The following is an 18,972-nucleotide window of genomic DNA, read 5'->3' as shown; positions in this document are numbered from 1 at the left end:
GACGTCCCTCCGCCGGCCCCTGACCGTCCGCAGCAGTACAACCCGCCCCGACGGTGCCTTCGTTCCCACCCCGCGAACCCTCCGGTACCAAGCCGACGGCGACCAGCACCCCATGTCTGGAGCTTAGGTAAGGCTACACTAAGTTGACTCGGGGATGAGGTCCCCCGGAGGCATCCGGAGCACCGCGGCGGACGACGAGCCGGTGCCGCGGCGAAGTGACCTCGGCACGGGCGAGCGGTTCCTCGTCGGCAGCGGCACGCCGGCGAGCTTCCTGCGGATGGCCCGCGTCCTCCCGGAGGGCCTGGGCGAGCGCGCCGCGAAGGTGCCGGCGCGGGAGCTGACCCCGGAAGAGGTGCGGGAGGGCGCGCGCACCGACCCGGCGCTGCGGGAGGCGGCGAGCCGCCTGGGACGGACCGAGCCCGCCCCGTCACCTGCCGTCACCATCCGTCGGCACCGGCACCGGCACCGGCACCGGCACCGGCACCGGCGCCGTGAGGGCGGGGCCCGTCGGATCGTCGTGGCGTCCCTGGGGAGGCCGAGTCCGGCGCGGTTCCGCATCTCGCCGGTGCCCGCGAGGTCCTCGTGCAGCCGGTCGTGTCCGCGGAACACCTCGGCGCGCTCCTCGGCGGTCATCGCCTCGGTCGCCGCCGGGTCGGCCTACATCAGCACCATGCACTTCCTGCCACCACCTCGGCAGAAGGCCGCTCACCGCGGCCTTCTGCCAGGCCACCTCAGACCGCCGTGACCCGGAGCCTGATCGTGCGGGCCTGCGGGCGGAGCGCGAACTCCGGCCACACGTCGGGTCCGCACGCCCGGGAGCCGAGGCCGTGCTGCGCCGCGTCGACGAAGAGGTGGCTGGTCGACGACTCCGGGAGCTCGAACGGGTGCGCCGCCCGGGCGATCTGCTGCGGCGTGTGACGGCTGAGCGTGAAACCGGGCAGGCGGCCCTGGACGTCCGGGACGGCCGCGAGGCGCAGCACCGCGGTTCCGCCACTGGTCAGCTCCAGTTCACGCCACCTCGAGCGGTGCCCGGTCTCCTGGGGGCGCGCGTAGTCGACCGAGAGCTCGTCGACACCGGCGGAGAACCGGCCGGTGCGCGCCGCGCGAAGGCTGTCGGGGTAGGACTCGTGCGGTCCGAGGCCGAACCACTCGGCGCCGTCGACCGGAGCGGCGCCGTCGGGGAGGTCGAAGCGGACGCCGATGCGCGGCCACACCGTCGTCCAGCCGACCGACGGCTCGATCTCCACACGCAGTTCGAGGTCGTCGCCCTCCAGGGACCAGACCGTCTCGACCGTCACCGACGACGCGGAGTCCGCCGCGGATACCCTGGCGACGGTCCGCAGGGCGTCCGCGGCGGTCTCCACCGACACCAGCCGCGAGGTCAGCCGGTCCAGGCCGTCGCGCCGCCACAGTTCGGCGTTGGAGACCCCGGGGACGTGGGCGTCGCTCTCCTCGGCCACCCCCGAGGTGCCCTCGTCGTTGTCGGTCGGGGCACGGAACAGCTCCAGGCGAGGGCCCGCCACCGGGCGGCCGGCGAGCCGTACGAGGGCCCCTCCGGTGAACTCGGCGACGCCGAGCGTCAGCGTCCCGTCGCTTTGCCGCCAGTCGGCCGGAGGCCGGACGGCGGGCACGGTACGCCGCGCCGAACGGTCCAGCTGGGCGGTCGCGACCACATGCCCCTCGTCCGCCCACGTGGTGCCGGCGGCCAGGACCGCGTCCAGGGTGAGCCATGTCTCCGACTCCCCGGACACCTCGATCCGCGGCAGCGGCACGCGCGCCGACCCGCCGGCCGCGACGACGGGCACCTCCAGCTCCCCGGAGTCCACGGGTCTGCCGTCGTGCTCGACGCGCCAGCGGAAGCGCAGGTCGGAGGTGTCCGCCGAGTGCCGCAGATTGGCGACTTCCACCGTCCCGTCGTCACCGTGGTGGAAGGTGAGGCGAAGGGGCTGCACGACCGCCTTGAACTCATGGAGACCGGGGGTCGGGACGCCGTCGCTGAGCACCATCCCGTCCATCACGAAGTTGCCGTCGTGCACGACCTCCCCGAAGTCGCCGCCGTACGCGTAGTAGGGGGTGCCGTCCGGCGCCGTCGCCCGGATGCCGTGGTCGCGCCACTCCCAGACGAACCCGCCGTGCAGGCGCGGGTGCCGGTGCACCAGCTCCTCGTACTGGTCGAGCGCACCCGGCCCGTTGCCCATCGCGTGGGCGTACTCGCACAGCAGGAACGGCTTGGTGCGCTGTCGCGCACCCTGCGAGGGGGTGCAGCCCTGCAGCGGCGTGCGTGAGCCGTCCGTCCCGATCTGCTCGGTCTCCGCCACCGACGCGTACATACGCGAGTAGACGTCCGTGTACGCGCCGGCGTGGTCGCCCTCGTAGTGCACGGGGCGCCCCACGTCGCGGGCGTGCACCCACGCCGACATCGCGGCGAGGTTGCCGCCCGTCCCCGCCTCGTTGCCGAGCGACCACATCACGATGCTGGGGTGGTTCTTGTCCCGTTCCACGGTGCGCCGGACACGGTCCAGGTACGCCTCGCGCCACGCCGGGTCGTCGCTGGGGTTGCCGGCCCAGCTGCCGTCCTTGTCGAAGCCGTGCGTCTCCAGGTCGCACTCGAGGACGACCCAGAAGCCGAGTTCGTCGGCGAGGTCGAGCAGCCGCGGGTGCGGCGGGTAGTGGCTGGTGCGGATCGCGTTGACGTTGAACCGCTTCATCAGGGCCAGGTCCTCGCGCGCGTGCTGCTCGTCGAAGACACGGCCGCGTTCGGGGTGGGTCTCGTGACGGTTCATCCCGTGGAAGACGACGCGCCGGCCGTTGACGAGGAACCGGTCGCCGCGGATCTCGACCGTGCGGAAGCCGGTCCGCACGGTGACGGTCTCCGCGGCCGAGGCCACGGTGACCTCGTACAGCCGCGGCACTTCGGCCGACCAGGGCTCGACCCCGCCGACCTCGAACGGGGCCACCTCGGCGGCGGATTCCCAGATGCGCTCGACGCCGAGTTCGGGGATGCGGAGGGTGATGGGGAAGGCCGCCGCCTGAGCGGTGACCTCCGGGTCGATCCGCCCGCGCCCCCGCTCGAACCCGGTGCGCAGCCAGACGTCCTCGACGCCTCCGGCCGGCCGCGCGATCAGGGTGACGTCGCGGAAGATGCCCGGCAGCCACCACTGGTCCTGGTCCTCGAGGTAGCTCGCCGCCGACCACTGGTGCACCCGCACCGCGACGACGTTGTCACCCGGGCGCACCGAGGAGGTCACGTCGAACTCGTGGGCGAGCCGGCTGCCGGAGGCGCTGCCGATCTCGTGGCCGTTCACCCAGACCTTGAACAGCGACTCGACCCCGTCGAACCGCAGCACGACCCGTTCGGCCCGTGACCAGTCGGATGGGAGGTCGAAGTGGCGGCGGTAGTCGCCGGTCGGGTTCTCGTCCGGTACGTGGGGCGGGTCGACGGGGAAGGGGTACCGGATGTTGGTGTAGATCGGCCGGCCGTAGGCCCCGTCGCCCTGGAGCACCCAGTGGGAGGGCACCGGGATGCCGTCCCAGCCGCCGTCGTCGAATCCTTCGGCCGCGAAGTCCTCCGCCGCCGTCGCCGTGGGCGACAGCCGGAACCGCCAGTGCCCGTTGAGGGAGTGGGAGGGGGCGTCGGAGTGCAGCCACGACCGCGCCGGGCGCAGCGCGCCACGCCCTGGGGTGGTGTCCGAAACATACGCGGAGAGCTGGGAGGGCAAGAGGTCACAACTCTTTCTTGGTAGCGGAGGGGGGATCCCGGGTGGGGTCGCGGGCGGGTCCGCGACCGCTACCGGAGCACGATCGTCCGGATCTCCCACGGGCCGAGGGCGAGTTCGAGGCCGCCCTCCGCGGGTTCGGCGGCCAGCGGCCGGCCGAGCAGGTCGACCGTGGTCACCCGGGTGAAGGCGCCGGTGACGCGGGCCGTGGCGCCCGTGCCGCTCATCGCCACCAGCCGCACCTCGGTGCCTGCGCCGAGGCCGTCACCGGTGACGCGGCGCACGGCCGAGACGAACACGTCCGCGCCGTCGACCCGCACGCCGGCCGTGTCGGCGGGCAGCGGCCCCCCGGCGGGCGCGGTGCCGCGGGTGACCAGCACGTCGTTGCGGAACTCCTCGGCCAGCGCGACCGCGTCCGCGTCCTGCCAGCCGCCCGCCGAGGGCACGACGGCGAAACGGTTCTCGATGCGCACCCCGAGGTCCTGAGCCCCCGGCGCGGGGATCTCGCTCGCCGCCGGCTCGTCGCGCAGCGGATGGATGTTGACGCTGATCGAGCCGATCGCGCGCAGCAGGGTGACGGCGAGTTCGGCGCCCTCACCGGTGAGCTCGTACTCGGTGGCGTGGTCGAGCAGCACGGTGGCCGCTCCGGCCGAGACGAAGGTGCTCGCGGGGAAGGTCGGGATCGGGTACTCGCCCCAGCCGCCCTCGGCGGTGAGTCCGCGCTCGGTGACGGCGAGCTGCCCGGCCGACGCCGAGACGGCCGCCGGCCGGGGGAGCGGGACGTGGAAGCGCAGCCGGTGGTCGGCGGCCTGGTTCAGGAACGAGGTCGTGACGCGCACGAACGGCTCGCCCACCCGCAGTTCCACCAGGGTCTCGACCGGGGTCGGCACTGTCCGGCCGGCGCGTACGTCGCGGTCGGGGGAGAGCGCGGCGGGCCACGCGTACACACGGGTGATGCGCACCCTCGACCGCAGGGGGCCGTTCTCGAGGAGCTCGGCGCCGACCTCCGTCGGTTCCGAGACGAGCAGATCGTGCGCCGGCGGGCCGTAGTTGTAGCTGTCGCCGCGGTCACCGCCGTCGACGAGACGACCGACCCCCCGCAACACGGTACCGTCCGCCCCGGTGACCTCCAGGGTGCCGTCGGGGGCGATCACGACCTCGACGAGCCCGTTCGACAGCGCCCCGGCCGTCGCCGTCGCCGGCGCGAACCTCATGCCCGGCGCGGATGTCCGCACGGCCGGTGCCACCGTGAAGCTCGCGAGCCCGGAGGCGGGGACGGAGACCGGCACCAGCGCGGTCGCCCGTGCCTCCTCCAGCGTCAGCACCCGCCACCCGCCCGGGTGCGCGGCGGCCGCGGCGGCGACCTCGCGGCGCAGGATCAGCAGGTCGAACGGACCGCTGGAGGGCACCTCGGCGAGGTGGAAGACGAGCGACCCCGCGGTGAGCTCGTAGTGGTCGATCTGCCGGCCGAACAACTCACGGCGGTGGATGCGGCGCAGTACGCGTTCGAGCTGCGAGGCGTCCATGCGCTCGTCGCTGAGCACGGTCGGCGCCTGCGCGACCAGCTGCACGGGGTGCTCGGAGCCGTCGGCCGCGGTCGCGACCAGGGCGGACCCCTCGGGCGGGGCCATGACGTCGACCTCGACCAGCGTCGTGCGGGGGGTGGCCAGCGGGTTGGCGACGAGGTGGCCGTCGGCGGGCACGCGGGCGGCCGGACCGGCCAGCGCCGCGTCCCGGACGGCGCGCGCGGCGTGGGCGGCCTCGGCTAGCCGCGCCTCGACCTGGTCGGCGGTCTCGTCCGTGCCGGAGCCGACGACCGAGTCGTGGGCGCTCGACTCGATGATCTTGTGCCAGGCGAGGGAGAGGAACGGCGAGTCGTCACGAGCCGACCACAGCGCGTTCATCCGCTCGGCATGGTCGACGGTGCGCTCGGCGACGGCCATCCGGCGCTTGAGCCCGCGCCGCACCGAGAGCACGCCCGGCAGGATGTTGCCGCGCACATGGCTGCGCAGTTCGCCGGTGACGACCGCCGGGACCTCGTCGCGCACGTGCTCGCGAATGTACTCGTCGAGCGTGGCGATGGTGATGGCGCGTTCCTCGCCCGAGGCCTGCCGCAGCCACTCGGCCAGCCGCGGGTCCGGTGCGTTGTGGTCGGTGCCCGCCATCGCGAGCACCGGGTCGCCGCCCCACCGCCCCGCCGTCATCTCCGCGTACTCGCCGAGCGCGCGGGCGATCTGATCGGGGACCAGCAGCACGTCGAGACCGTTGTCGTAGCCGTCGAAGAGGAACTCGGTGCGCACCTCCGAGCCGTCCGGTGCGCGCCAGCGGAAGGCGTGGCCGTCGACGGAGCCGGGCACCCCGCGCCACAGCGCCGCGTGCTCGATGCCCGCGCGCGCCAGGATCTGCGGCATCTGGGCGACGTGGCCGAACATGTCCGGCAGGTAGCCGATGGGCATGGAGCCGCCCAGCTCGGCCGCGGCCGCCCAGCCCATCTGCAGGTTGCGCACGATCGTCTCGCCCGAGCAGAGGAACTCGTCGAGCAGGATCAGCCACGGCCCGATCGCGAGCCGGCCCTCGGCGACCAGGGCCGTGACGCGTTCGCGGTTCTCCGGCCGCATCTCCAGGTAGTCCTCGAGCGCGGCCATCTGCCCGTCGACGGTGAAGCGGAAGTCCGGGTTCGTCTCGGCCGTCTCCAGCACGGTGTCGAGGGCGGTGACGAGCCGGTGCCGGAAGACCTGGAAGGGCTCGTACCATTCCCGGTCCCAGTGGAAGTGGGGCACGAAGACGGCGGATGTGGGCATGGCAACGGGACCTTCTGTGCAGGTGGGGCGGCGGGGAAGGGGAGAACCGGGAAGGGGTGGAGGGAAAGCGAGGGGCTAGCGCAGCGAGCCGGCGGCCAGTCCGGTGCGCCAGAACCGCTGGAGGAGGATGAACACGACGATCACGGGCACGATCGAGACCAGCGAGCCGGTGATCACCGACTCCTGCAGCAGAGGCGCGCGGGCGGTCTGGCCGTTCCACTGGTACAGGCCGAGCGTGATCGGGAAGAGCGACTCCTTCTGCAGCATCACCATCGGCAGGAAGAAGTTGTTCCAGATCGCGACGAACTGGAACAGGAAGATGGTCACCAGCGAGGGCGTCATCAGCTTGAACGCCACCGAGAAGAACGTCCGGAACTCGCCGGCACCGTCGAGGCGCGCCGACTCCAGGATCTCCTGGGGGACGGCGGACGCGGCGAAGATCCGGGCCAGGTAGACGCCGAACGGGCTGACGATGCTGGGCAGGAACACCGCGAACCAGGTGTTGACGAGCCCGGTCGCCGAGAACAGCAGGAACAGCGGCAGCGCGAGCGCGGTGGTGGGTACGAGGATCCCGCCGAGGATGACGGAGAAGAGGAACTCCCGTCCCCTGAAGCTGAACTTGGCGAGCGCGTAGCCGCACAGCGCCGAGATCAGGGTCCCCACGGCCGCGCCCAGCACCGCGTAGAGCACGCTGTTCAGCGCCCAGCGCCCGAAGATGCCGTCGCTGCGCGTGAAGAGGGTGTCGAGGTTGCCGAACAGGTCGAAGTGCGAGAACGCCAGGCCGTTGGTGGAGGCGAGATCGCCCTGCGGCTTGGTCGCCGCGACGACCAGGAAGTAGACCGGCAGCAGGAAGTAGACCGCCAGCAGGAACATCAGCGCCATGGCGGCCGTGCGGCTGATCCGGCTCTCGCGGACGGGGGCGTGGGTGCTGGTGGTCCGGTCGCTCACAGTCCCGCCTTCTTCGAGGTCAGTCGCATGAACCCGAAGCTCAAGACGAAGGTGATGACGGCGATGACCACGGAGATCGCCGCCGCCTGCTGGTAGTTGTTCCCGGAGGCCACCGTGTACGCGAGCATGTTCGGGGTGAAGGTGCTCGAGATGTTCGAGGAGATCTGCCGCAGCACGGCCGGCTCGGCGTACAGCTGCAGTGTGCCGATGATGGAGAACACCGTGGTGAGGACGACGGAAGGGGCGATGATCGGCACCTTGATCCGCCAGGCGATCGCCCAGTTGCTCGCGCCGTCGAGCTTGGCGGCCTCGTACAGCTCCTGCGGGATCGACTGCAGCGCCGAGAACATGATCAGCATGTTGTAGCCGGTCCAGAGCCAGGTCGACACGTTCGCCGCCGACCACAGCACGGCGCCCGGCCCGAGGAAGTCGGGCTGCAGGCCCACGCCCTCGAGCAGGTCGACCACCGGGCTGAGCTGCGGCGAGTAGAGGTACGACCACATGATCGCGGCGATGACGCCGGGTACGGCGTACGGCATGAAGGCCGCGATGCGGAAGAACGACTTGAGCTTGAGCAGGGGAGTGTCGAGCAGCAGCGCCATCACCAGCGCGACGAAGAGCATCACCGGCACCTGTACGACGCCGAAGAGCCCGATGCGCCCGATGCTGCCCCAGAACTCGGTGTTCCGGAACACCTGCGCGTACTGCTCGAAGCCGCCGAAGGTGGTGTACGAGGTGCCGTACTGGCCGCCCGTGCGGCGCACCACGAGCAGGCTCTGCCAGAGCGCGTAGCCGATCGGCACCAGGTAGAAGAGGACGAACGGCAGGAAGAACGGGGTCACGAACGCGGCGATGGTGCCCGCCCGCGGGCCGCCGCCGTTGTGACGGCGACGGCGCCCCTCGGTGGTCGCCACCACGCGCGCGGCGCGGGTTGCGAGGTCGGTCATGCCGCGGTCACTCGCCCGCCGCGGCCGGGATCGCCTGGTCCTTCATCGACTTCAGCGCGGCGTCCTGGGCGGCCGTCAGCGCGTCGCCGACGGTGCCGTCACCGGCGGCCGCCTTGGCCATCGCGTCCTGCAGCGCCAGGTTCACCGTCTTCTGGGTCGGGCCCCAGGTGAAGCCGGTGTCGATCTTCGTGGAGGAGTCGGCGAAGACGTCGAAGATCTTCTCGTTGTTGTAGTACGGCACACCCTGGGAGAGCGCGGGGAGCGCCAGACCGGCCGTGGCCGCAGGGTAGAGGCCGCCCAGCTTGTTCTCCAGCGCCAGCGCCTCCGGGTCGGTGTTCAGCCAGGTGTTGAACTTGACCGACTCGAAGGGGTGCTCGCCGCCCTTCATGAAGGCGACGGTGGAGCCGCCCCAGTCACCGGACGCCGCGTTCGTACCCCAGGTCGGCATCGGCACGATGGACCACTTGCCCGCCTGCTTGGGCAGGTTGTCGCGGAACATGCTGTAGCCCCAGGCGGCGCCGACGTAGGTGGCTATCTGGTCCTTCTGGTACGCCGTGTACATCTGCGTCGAGCCGTGGGCGAGGTCGGTCCGCACCAGCTTGGCGTCGATCAGCTTCTGCCAGTAGTCGGCGACCTGCTTGCTCTGCTCGGACTCGACGGTGACGTGCCACTTGTCGCCGGAGTAGGAGTACATCTCGGCGCTGTTCTGCCAGAGGAGCCCGTTGAACCACTCGGCGTTGTTCGGGTCGAAGAACGTCATACTGAGGTTCGGGTCCGCCTTGTGGAGCTTCTGCGCCTCGGTCGCGTACTCGTCCCAGGTCTTGGGGATCTCCAGGCCGTGCTTCTTGAAGAGGTCGCTGCGCACGTACAGGGCCATCGGGCCGGTGTCCTGCGGCATGGCGAACACCCCGGTGCCGCCGAAGCTCGCCTGTGACCAGGTCCACGGCACGAACGCCGACTTGGCGCCGGTGGCCGCCTTGCAGGCGGAGACGTCCGTGAAGGCGTCCTGGCTGCGCAGGTTGGGCAGTTCGTCGTAGCCGACCTGCGCGAGGTCCGGCGCCTTGCCCGCCTTGAGGGCGTTGCCGAGTGTGCCGTACTGGTCGTTGGAGATGTTCTTCGTCTCGACCTGGATGTTCGGGTTCTTCTTGTTCCACAGCGCGACGACTTCGTCCATGCCGGGAACGGTGTTCCAGTACTGGAGGGTGACTTTGCCCTTCGCGGGGGCGCAGGAGTCTGCCGATGCGCTGTTACCCGAAGGAGCCGGCGATGAGCATCCGGCGAGTACGGCGATGCTGGCTGCCGCGGCGACGGCGGCGAGGCGGATGCGCGTGACTGTGCTGCTCATGGTTTCCGTTCCGGAGGACGACTAGCGAGGTCGCTAGACGGGTCGACGTTGACACCTCAGGCGGGACGTGCTGTTGAGAAGGGGAAACAAGCGCAACGGGTTCCGGCGCAAGCACCGAACGACCGTCGCAAGTAGGGGCAAAACCGGTTGTTCTGGTCCCGTGAGCGTTCACGTGAGCGTTCACGTGAACGCTCACGGGCTGATTGAGAATTGTTCGGAAGTGTGCGCTCCGGTGGCTTCAAGTGTCAAGGGTTTGCGGCGCACACGGGTCCGGGAGGTTAGGCGGAACCGCCCAGCCGCAGTTGCGCCCGGACGACGAGGTCGTCGGCGCCGAGCGGTTCCAGCCCGGTCAGCAGGCGTGCGACCTGGTCGATGGCGAGTGCGCCGAGGCGGCGCGTGTCGAGCGCGACGCTGGAGAGCGGGGGTTCGACGAGCGTGCCGAGCTGCAGGCCGTCGAAGCCGACCACGGCGAGGTCCTCGGGGACGCTCCTGCCCAGCCGGCGGGCCTCGCGCAGCGCGCCGATCGCGATGATGTCGTTGAAGGTGAACACCGCGGTGACCTCGGGGTGGGTGCCGAGCAGCTTCCTGAGGGCCGTCCCCCCGCCGTCGGCCGACTGCTGGGCCCCGACCACCCTGTCCGGGGCGATCCCGTGGGCCGCCGCGGCCGTCGCAAACCAGTCGCGCCGCACGCTCGGCTCGGCGCGGCCGTCGTGGTCGAGCATGCCGATGTGCCGGTGGCCCGCGGCGACGAGGTGCGCGACCGCGGTCTGGACGCCCTCCTCGCCGTCGATGCGGATCGAACTGAACCGCCCCGTGGGGTGCTCACGGCCGATGAGCACCACGGGCAGTCCGCGGGTGAAGCGTTCGAGGTCGTGCTCGGAGCAGCTGAAGTAGCCGACCACCGCGTCCACTTGTGAGGCGATCACCTGAAGGGTCCCGAACTCCTCCTCGGCGCGGTCCGCGGTGTCGTAGACCACGACGTGCCAGCCGCGCGCCCGGGCCGCCTCCAGCGCGGCCGCGGCCACCTCGGTGAAGAAGGGGTTGAGCAGGTCGGGGATGACCAGCCCGATCGTGGTGGTGTCCTGCCGGACCAGGCCGCGGGCGAAGCGGCTCGGCCGGTAGCCGAGTTCGCGGGCGGCGTCGAGGACGCGCTGCTTGGTCGCGCCGTCGATCTCGTCCTTGTCGTTCAGCGCCCGGGACACGGTCTGCCGGGACACCCCGGCGGACCGGGCGACGTCATGGATCGTGACCCTCCGGGATTCCGTTCCCGACGACGACACCATCGCGCACCTCCCGATCGTCGCGGGTGCCGGCGCGCCCGCAGGGCCCGAGTATGCACGTCCGGGACGCGGCGGCGCGAGATCGGGCCACCGTGCGACCGGGCGGGCCGGGACTCCTCGGCGCGGCCCTGACCTCGGGAAAGGCGGCCTCGGGAAAGGCGGCCTCGGGTCAGGTGGCCACGGGAAAGGCGGCCTCGGGTCAGGTGGCCACGGCACGCAGCGCCGCGCCGAGGGCCCGGAGGTCGAGACCGGCGAGGTGGTCCAGGAAGTGGCGGCGCATGGAGGCGAGATGGGACGGCCAGGCCTCCTCCAGGCGGGCCAGTCCGGTGTCGGTGAGGACGGCGTTCCAGCTCCTGCCGTCCCGCGCGCCCTTGACCCGCCGGACGTACCCCTGCCCCTCCAGCCGGTGCACCACGCCCGTCATGCCGCTGAGCGACCTCTCGCAGGCGGTGGCGAGGTCGCTCATGCGCAGCTGACGGTCCGGCGCCTCCGAGAGGTGCATCAGTGCCTGGTACTCGATGAGGGGCAGCCGCTGCTCGCGGGCCATGTCGGCGTCCAGCGCGCGGGGCAGGGCGTAGATGACCCGGCTGAGGGACCGCATCAGGTCCTCTTCGTCCGGATTGAGTGAATCCGGGGGCCCCGGAGTGGATTCCGGCGAGTGCGTGGGGTCTGGCATGCCCCCCACTTTACTTGCTCCGCGAAGGATATATATTTGCTGCGCGAAGCAATTAGCGCCGGGCCGTGCGGTCCGGCGACCCCTGCCCGCACCGCCGGACCGACTCCGCACACCATCCCGGAAAGAGACGCACATGCCTCAGTCGCTGACGAACCCCCAGGCCACCGCCGGACTCCGGTACGCGGGACCCGGCCCGGGCGGTGGCCGGCACCGGGGCCGGCGCGCCGACGGCGAGCAGTATGGGCGCGGGAGCGGTACGGGGCCCGGCAGCGGCCGGCACCGCAGGAGCGTGCGCGCCCCGCAGGGCCGGCCGGCCGTCGACGGACCGGTTCCGCCCGTCGCTGACGGCGACCCGCCCCGGTTCGCGGCCCGCTTCGAGCGCGATGTGCTCGCCCACCTGGATCCCGTCTACCGGGCCGCGGCCGGCGTCACGGGCGACCCGGCCGAGGCGGAGGAGCTCGTGCTGGAGGTCTTCACTCGGGCGCACGCCGCGTTCCCGCGACTCCTCGACGGCGTCGACCACAGGGCGTGGCTCTACGACCTGCTGGCGACCGCGTTCATCGGCCCCCATCCCGAGGTGTGCGTGCTGCCTCCGGAGTCCGGAGTGCCGCACGCCGTGCGCGCCCTGACGCTGGACGACTTCGTGCTGCTGCCCGAGGCGGACGTCCGCGCCGCGCTCCTCGCGCTGCCGAAGGAGCAGCGGTTCGCCGTGTACCTCGCGTCCGTCGAAGGTTACGAACACCAGGACATAGCCGACATCATGGACGTGCCTCCCTCGATCGCGGCGTACTGGCTGTACGACGCGCGGCTGCGGCTGTGGGCGGCCGAAGGTCCGCGTACGGGGGTGTCCGAGGAGGAGTACCTCTCCGCCGGCCTCGTCGGTGCCGGGCACCCCGGCTGCGGGTGACGGACCGCCGTGCGGGGCGGTGTTGCGAAGCCCGGGCGGGTCCGCCCGTCACCCGGGCGATGTGTGATCTTCGCCGCTTCGTCACGATCCCGTGGCCCGGACGGTCATCCCTGCCGGGACGCCCCGCGACCTGCGGAAATCGGGTTCCGGCGGCCGGGAATCGTTTGGGGCCCGTCGCGGTTGACGCCAGCGCAGAAAGAAGATGATCACAGTGAACGAAGAAGCAACCGCAACCGCGGAACCGTTGCAGCGACTGGCCGCCGAGGGAGTCTCGGTCTGGCTCGACGACCTGTCACGCAGACGCATCGCCTCCGGCGACCTGGCCCGGCTCGTCATGTCGGGACGTGTGGTGGGCGTCACCACGAACCCGTCCATCTTCCGGGCCGCCATCGGCTCGGGGGAGGACTACCGGGAGGAACTCGCCGGTCTCGCCGCGCGCGGCGTCACCCCGGACGAAGCCGTCCGCACGATGACCGCCGCCGACGTCCGTGCCGCGGCCGACGTCCTGCGCCCGGTGTACGAGGCGACCGGCGGCCGGGACGGCCGGGTCTCGATCGAGGTCGACCCGCGCCTCGCCCACCTCACGGAGGCGACCGTCGCCGAGGCCCGGCGGCTCGCCCGGCTCGTCGACCGCCCCAACGTGATGATCAAGATTCCGGCGACCACGGAGGGCCTGCCGGCCATCACCGAGGTGACCGCTCTCGGCATCAGTGTGAACGTCACGCTGATCTTCTCCCTCGACCGCCACCGCGAGGTCATGGAGGCCTACCAGGCCGGCCTGGAGAAGGCACGCGCGGCCGGGATCGACCTGTCCACCGTGCACTCCGTCGCCTCCTTCTTCGTCTCCCGCGTCGACACGGAGGTCGACCGGCGGCTGACGGAACTGGGCACGGACGAGGCGTCGGCGCTGAAGGGCAGGGCCGCGCTCGCCAACGCCCGGCTGGCGTACCGGGCGCAGCGCGAGTTCTTCACCGGCGACCGCTGGGCCGCGCTCGCCGCGGCCGGCGCCCACGAGCAGCGGCCCCTGTGGGCCTCCACCGGCGTGAAGGACCCGGCGTACCGCGACACGCTGTACGTCGAGGAACTCGTCGCACCGGGAACGGTCAACACCGTGCCCGAGGCGACCCTCGACGCCGTCGCCGGCCACGGCCGCATCGACGGCGACACCGTCACCGGCCACTACGACCGGGCCCGCGCCGACCTGGCGGCCCTGGAACGGCTGGGGATCCCCTACGACACGGTCGTCCGGCAGCTGGAGGACGAGGGCGTGGCGAAGTTCGAGGCGGCCTGGGCCGAACTGCTGCAGGCCGTGGCAACCGCACTGAACGGCAAGGGAGCCGACGCGCGATGAGCAAGGACACGACCGGACCCGGCACCCCGTGGTCCAACCCCCTGCGCGACCCGTCCGACCGGCGGCTCCCACGCATCGCGGGGCCGTCCGGACTGGTGATCTTCGGGGTGACGGGCGACCTGTCCCGCAAGAAGCTGATGCCGGCCGTCTACGACCTGGCCAACCGCGGGCTGCTGCCGCCGGGCTTCTCGCTCGTCGGCTTCGCCCGCCGCGACTGGGCGGACCAGGACTTCGCGCAGGTCGTGCACGACTCGGTGCGGGAGCACGCCCGTACGCCGTTCCGCGAGGAGGTCTGGCAGCAGCTCGCCGAGGGCATGCGCTTCATCCCCGGCGACTTCGACGACGACGTCGCGTTCAAGCAACTGGCCGTCACCGTGGACGAGCTGGACGCGGCCCGGGGCACCAGCGGCAACTACGCCTTCTACCTCTCGGTGCCGCCGAAGTTCTTCCCCAAGGTCGTACGGCAGCTGAAGAAGCACGGTCTCGCCGACGCCCCCGAGGGCTCCTGGCGACGGGCCGTCATCGAGAAGCCCTTCGGCCACGACCTGACCAGCGCCCGTGAACTGAACGCGCTCGTCCACGAGGTGTTCGCCCCGGAGCAGGTGTTCCGGATCGACCACTACCTGGGCAAGGAGACGGTCCAGAACATCCTGGCGCTGCGTTTCGCCAACACGATGTTCGAGCCGCTGTGGAACCGCTCCTACGTCGACCACGTGCAGATCACGATGGCCGAGGACATCGGCATCGGCGGCCGCGCGGGCTACTACGACGGCATCGGCGCCGCACGCGATGTCATCCAGAACCACCTCCTCCAACTCCTCGCCCTGACCGCGATGGAGGAGCCCGCCTCCTTCGACGCCGAGTCCCTGCTCACCGAGAAGCTGAACGTGCTGCGCGCCGTACGGCTCCCCGGCGACCTGGGCGCGCACACCGTGCGCGGCCAGTACGCGCACGGCTGGCAGGGCGGCCGCGAGGCGGACGGCTACCTGGAGGAGGAGGGCATCGACCCGGCCTCCACCACCGACACCTACGCCGCCATCAAGCTGGAGATCGACAACCGCCGCTGGGCGGGCGTCCCGTTCTACCTGCGCGCCGGCAAGCGTCTGGGCCGCCGCGTCACCGAGATCGCGGTCGTCTTCCAGCGCGCCCCGCACTCGCCGTTCGACCCGGAGGACACGCAGGAACTCGGCCAGAACGCGATCGTCGTCCGCGTCCAGCCCGACGAGGGCATCACGGTGCGCTTCGGCTCGAAGGTGCCCGGTACGTCGATGGAGATACGCGACGTGACCATGGACTTCGCCTACGGCGAGTCCTTCACCGAGTCCAGCCCCGAGGCCTACGAGCGGCTCATCCTCGACGTGCTGCTCGGCGACGCCAACCTCTTCCCCCGCCACCAGGAGGTCGAGGAGTCCTGGAAGATCCTCGACCCGATCGAGCGGTACTGGGACACACACGGAAGGCCGGCGCAGTACGCCGCGGGCAGCTGGGGCCCCGCGGAAGCCGACGAGATGCTCGCACGAGACGGACGGAGCTGGCGCAGGCCATGAGGATCGACCTGACCGACACCACGGCAAGCCACATCAACAAGGCCCTGGTCCGGGGCCGCCGCGCCATCGGCTCCCCCGCCGTGGGCATGGTCCTGACCATGGTCGTCGTGACCGACGAGGAGAACGCCCACGACGCCCTGAAGGCGGCGGAGCAGGCGGCGCAGGAGCACCCCTCGCGCACCCTCGTCGTCATCAGGCGGCCGTCGCGCACCACCCGCCGGCACACCCCCTCCCGCGTCGACGCCGAGGTACGCGTCGGCTCGGACGCCGGATCCGGCGAGGCGGTACTGCTGAGGCTGTTCGGCGAAGTGGCCGAGCACGCCGACTCCGTGGTCCTGCCGCTGCTGCTGCCCGACGCCCCCGTCGTCGTGTGGTGGCCCGTTGACGGCCCCGACGCACCGGCGAAGGACCCGCTGGGCGCGCTCGCCCAGCGCCGCATCACCGACGCCTACGCCGTCGACCGCCCGCTGGAGCGGCTGGCGGCCCGGGCCGGTGCGTACGCGCCCGGCGACACCGACCTCGCGTGGACCCGGCTGACGCCGTGGCGCTCCATGCTCGCCGCCGCGCTGGACCAGGCCGGTGCCCGGGTGACCTCCGCGGTCGTGGAGAGCGAGGCCGACAACCCCAGCGCCGAACTGCTGGCCCGCTGGTTCGCCGACCGGCTGCGCGTGCCCGTCGAACGCGTCGTCACCGGCGGGCCCGTCGTGACCGCGGTCCGGCTGCGCACCACGGACGGCGACGTCCTGATCGACCGGCCCGAGGGCGCTGTGGCCCGGCTGTCCATCCCCGGCCAGCCCACGCGCGCTCTCGCGTTGAAGGTGCGCACCACCGCTGAGCTCATCGCGGAGGAGCTCCGCCGCCTCGACCCCGACGAGGCCTACGCCGCCGCGCTGCGGGCCGAGGTCAGGGCACCCCGCGCTAAGGCGGTCCCGGCCAAGGCCCCCGCCGCGAAGGCCCGTTCCACGAAGGCCCGTTCCACGAAGGCCGCTCCGGTGCCGCCGCAGCGCGCGCACCAGCACGAGAACCAGGAGAAGCACGATGCCTGACACACCCAAGCCGAGCCACCGCGCGCAGTGGGCCGCGCTGGCGGAGCACCGCGCCGCCGGCCGGCCTGGACCGCACCTGCGCGAGCTCTTCGCCGCGGACCCCGACCGCGCGCGGCGCTACACGGTGGAGGTCGGCGACCTGCGCATCGACTACTCCAAGAACCTGGTCACGGACGAGACCCTCGCGCTGCTGCGCGACCTGGCCGCCGCCACCGGCGTCTTCGAGCTGCGCGACGCCATGTTCCGCGGCGAGAAGATCAACGTCACCGAGCGCAGGGCCGTCCTGCACACCGCCCTGCGCGCGCCGCGGGACGCCGTCGTGGAGGTGGACGGCGAGAACGTCGTGCCGCGGGTCCACGCGGTGCTCGACAAGATGTCCGCCTTCGCCGACCGGGTGCGCTCCGGGGAGTGGACCGGCCACACCGGCAGGCGGATCAGGAACGTCGTCAACATCGGCATCGGCGGCTCCGACCTCGGCCCCGCCATGGCGTACGAGGCGCTGCGCCCCTACACCGACCGCTCGCTGACGTTCCGTTTCGTCTCCAACGTCGACGGCGCGGACCTCCACGAGGCCCTGCAGGGCCTCGACCCGGCCGAGACGCTGTTCGTCGTCGCGTCCAAGACCTTCACCACCATCGAGACGATCACCAACGCCACCTCCGCGCGCGGCTGGCTGCTGGACGGGCTCGGCGGGGACGAGAAGGCCGTGGCCCGGCACTTCGTCGCCCTGTCCACCAACACCGGCAAGGTCACGGAGTTCGGCATCGACCCGGACAACATGTTCGAGTTCTGGGACTGGGTGGGCGGCCGCTACTCCTTCGACTCGGCGATCGGCCTCGCCCTGATGATCGCCATCGGCCCGCGGCGCTTCCGCGAGATGCTCGACGGCTTCCGCACGGTCGACGAGCACTTCCGCACGGCGCCCGCCGAGGCCAACGCCCCGCTGATCCTCGGTCTGCTCGGCGTCTGGTACGGCAACTTCCTCGACGCGCAGTCGCACGCCGTCCTGCCGTACTCCCACTACCTGTCCAAGTTCACGGCCTACCTGCAGCAGCTGGACATGGAGTCCAACGGCAAGTCCGTGGACCGCGACGGCAATCCCGTGGAGTGGGAGACCGGCCCCGTCGTGTGGGGGACGCCCGGCACCAACGGGCAGCACGCCTACTACCAGCTGATCCACCAGGGCACCAAGTTGATCCCGGCGGACCTCATCGGCTTCGCCCGTCCGGCGGGCGAGCTGAGCCCCGAACTGACCGCCCAGCACGACCTGCTGATGGCCAACCTGTTCGCCCAGGGCCAGGCGCTCGCCTTCGGCAAGACCGCGGACGAGGTCCGCGCCGAAGGTGTGCCCGAGGAGCAGGTCCCGCACCGGACCTTCCGCGGCGACCACCCCACCACCACCGTCCTGGCGACCGAGCTGACCCCCTCGGTCCTCGGCCAGCTCATCGCGCTCTACGAGCACAAGGTCTTCGTGCAGGGCGCCCTGTGGAACGTCGACTCCTTCGACCAGTGGGGCGTCGAGCTCGGCAAGGTCCTCGCCAAGCGCGTCGAACCCGCCCTGACCGGAGACGCCGACGTGCCGGGCCTCGACCCCTCCACCGCGGCCCTGGTGGCCGCGTACCGCACCCTGCGGGGCAACTGACCCGGGACCTCCACGGCGGCGCCGGCCCGACCCCGGGGTGCGCGCCGCCCGCCGGCCACACCCGTGACACACAGAAGGAGCACCTGACATGCAACTCGGACTCGTCGGCCTCGGCAAGATGGGCGGCAACATGCGCGAGCGGATCCGCCGTGCCGGCCACACCGTCGTCGGCTACGACCGGGACCCGGACCTGGCCGACGTCGGCAGCCTCACCGAACTGGTCGACAAGCTCGACGCACCGCGCGTGGTGTGGGTGATGGTGCCGGCGGGCGCCGCCACGCAGTCCGTGGTCGACGAGCTCGGCGGCCTCCTGGAGCCGGGCGACATCGTGGTCGACGGCGGCAACTCCCGTTGGACGGACGACGAGAAGCACGCCGAGGAGCTGGCCGCCAAGGGCATCGGCTTCGTCGACGCCGGAGTGTCCGGCGGCGTCTGGGGCCTGAAGAACGGCTACGCCCTCATGGTCGGCGGGCAGGCCGAGCACGTCGAGAAGGTGCAGCCGGTCTTCGACGCCCTCAAGCCCGCCGGCGACTTCGGCTTCGTGCACGCGGGCGCGGTCGGTGCCGGCCACTTCGCGAAGATGGTCCACAACGGCATCGAGTACGCCATGATGCAGGCCTACGCCGAGGGCTGGGAGCTGCTGGAGAAGGTCGACTCGGTCACCGACGTGCGCGAGGTGTTCCGCTCCTGGCAGGAGGGCACCGTCATCCGCTCCTGGCTGCTCGACCTGGCCGTCAACGCCCTCGACGAGGACGAGCACCTCGAC

The 18,972-nt window shown here is 71.7% G+C and carries 14 protein-coding genes; 7 read left to right on the top strand and 7 right to left on the bottom strand.

Annotation, left to right across the window (positions count from 1 at the left end; genetic code table 11):
* Window positions 1–154 precede the first annotated feature (154 nt).
* On the top strand, window positions 155–745 hold the full coding sequence (locus tag B085_RS0118590; RefSeq protein WP_018560080.1) for a hypothetical protein: 591 nt from the start codon (window positions 155–157) through the stop codon (window positions 743–745).
* Here the strand turns inward: B085_RS0118590 and B085_RS0118585 are convergent.
* The 7 genes from B085_RS0118585 to B085_RS0118555 form a co-directional block, all read right to left on the bottom strand.
* Window positions 732–3,719, bottom strand: coding sequence for a glycoside hydrolase family 2 TIM barrel-domain containing protein (locus tag B085_RS0118585; RefSeq protein ID WP_018560079.1), 2,988 nt, complete (start codon window positions 3,717–3,719; stop codon window positions 732–734). The two genes, B085_RS0118590 and B085_RS0118585, sit on opposite strands and share 14 nt — an antisense overlap.
* 68 nt (window positions 3,720–3,787) lie before the next feature.
* Entirely contained in the window at window positions 3,788–6,517 is a 2,730-nt protein-coding gene (locus B085_RS0118580; RefSeq protein WP_018560078.1) for a glycoside hydrolase family 38 C-terminal domain-containing protein, read from the bottom strand.
* A gap of 75 nt (window positions 6,518–6,592) precedes the next feature.
* A complete protein-coding gene (locus B085_RS0118575) occupies window positions 6,593–7,399 on the bottom strand; it encodes a carbohydrate ABC transporter permease (protein WP_051102105.1) in 807 nt (268 codons plus the stop codon).
* Between the two features lie 62 nt (window positions 7,400–7,461).
* Window positions 7,462–8,412: a carbohydrate ABC transporter permease gene (locus tag B085_RS0118570; protein ID WP_018560076.1), complete on the bottom strand. Its 951-nt coding sequence runs from the start codon at window positions 8,410–8,412 to the stop codon at window positions 7,462–7,464.
* 7 nt (window positions 8,413–8,419) lie between these two features.
* Window positions 8,420–9,757 carry an ABC transporter substrate-binding protein gene (locus tag B085_RS0118565; protein ID WP_037731953.1) on the bottom strand — a complete coding sequence of 446 codons (1,338 nt, stop codon included), beginning with the start codon at window positions 9,755–9,757 and terminating at the stop codon, window positions 8,420–8,422.
* 278 nt (window positions 9,758–10,035) lie between these two features.
* The gene (locus tag B085_RS0118560; RefSeq protein WP_018560073.1) at window positions 10,036–11,040 is read right to left on the bottom strand and encodes a LacI family DNA-binding transcriptional regulator; all 1,005 of its coding nucleotides are present in this window, start codon (window positions 11,038–11,040) and stop codon (window positions 10,036–10,038) included.
* 196 nt (window positions 11,041–11,236) lie between these two features.
* A complete protein-coding gene (locus B085_RS0118555; protein ID WP_018560072.1) occupies window positions 11,237–11,638 on the bottom strand; it encodes a MarR family winged helix-turn-helix transcriptional regulator in 402 nt (133 codons plus the stop codon).
* Window positions 11,639–11,846: 208 nt separating this feature from the next.
* Between B085_RS0118555 and B085_RS47090 the strand changes: the two genes are divergently transcribed.
* The 6 genes from B085_RS47090 to B085_RS0118525 form a co-directional block, all read left to right on the top strand.
* The gene (locus tag B085_RS47090) at window positions 11,847–12,620 is read left to right on the top strand and encodes an RNA polymerase sigma factor (protein WP_158689762.1); all 774 of its coding nucleotides are present in this window, start codon (window positions 11,847–11,849) and stop codon (window positions 12,618–12,620) included.
* Window positions 12,621–12,822: 202 nt separating this feature from the next.
* Entirely contained in the window at window positions 12,823–13,971 is a 1,149-nt protein-coding gene (gene tal / locus B085_RS0118545; protein ID WP_026251182.1) for a transaldolase, read from the top strand.
* A complete protein-coding gene (zwf, locus tag B085_RS0118540; RefSeq protein WP_018560069.1) occupies window positions 13,968–15,518 on the top strand; it encodes a glucose-6-phosphate dehydrogenase in 1,551 nt (516 codons plus the stop codon). The genes tal and zwf overlap by 4 nt, the downstream gene beginning before the upstream one ends.
* Complete coding sequence (gene opcA, locus B085_RS0118535; RefSeq protein ID WP_018560068.1) at window positions 15,515–16,564, top strand: glucose-6-phosphate dehydrogenase assembly protein OpcA; 1,050 nt, start codon at window positions 15,515–15,517, stop codon at window positions 16,562–16,564. The genes zwf and opcA overlap by 4 nt, the downstream gene beginning before the upstream one ends.
* A complete protein-coding gene (gene pgi / locus B085_RS0118530) occupies window positions 16,557–18,206 on the top strand; it encodes a glucose-6-phosphate isomerase (RefSeq protein ID WP_018560067.1) in 1,650 nt (549 codons plus the stop codon). Before opcA ends, pgi begins: the two co-directional genes overlap by 8 nt.
* Before the next feature lie 88 nt (window positions 18,207–18,294).
* Window positions 18,295–18,972, top strand: a 678-nt coding sequence (locus tag B085_RS0118525) for an NADP(+)-dependent, decarboxylating phosphogluconate dehydrogenase (protein ID WP_018560066.1), incomplete at its 3' end; no start/stop codon positions are given.

The organism is Streptomyces sp. BoleA5 (genome assembly GCF_000373665.1).
Classification (GTDB): Bacteria; Actinomycetota; Actinomycetes; order Streptomycetales; family Streptomycetaceae; genus Actinacidiphila.
This window is presented reverse-complemented; position numbering and strand designations above follow the sequence as displayed.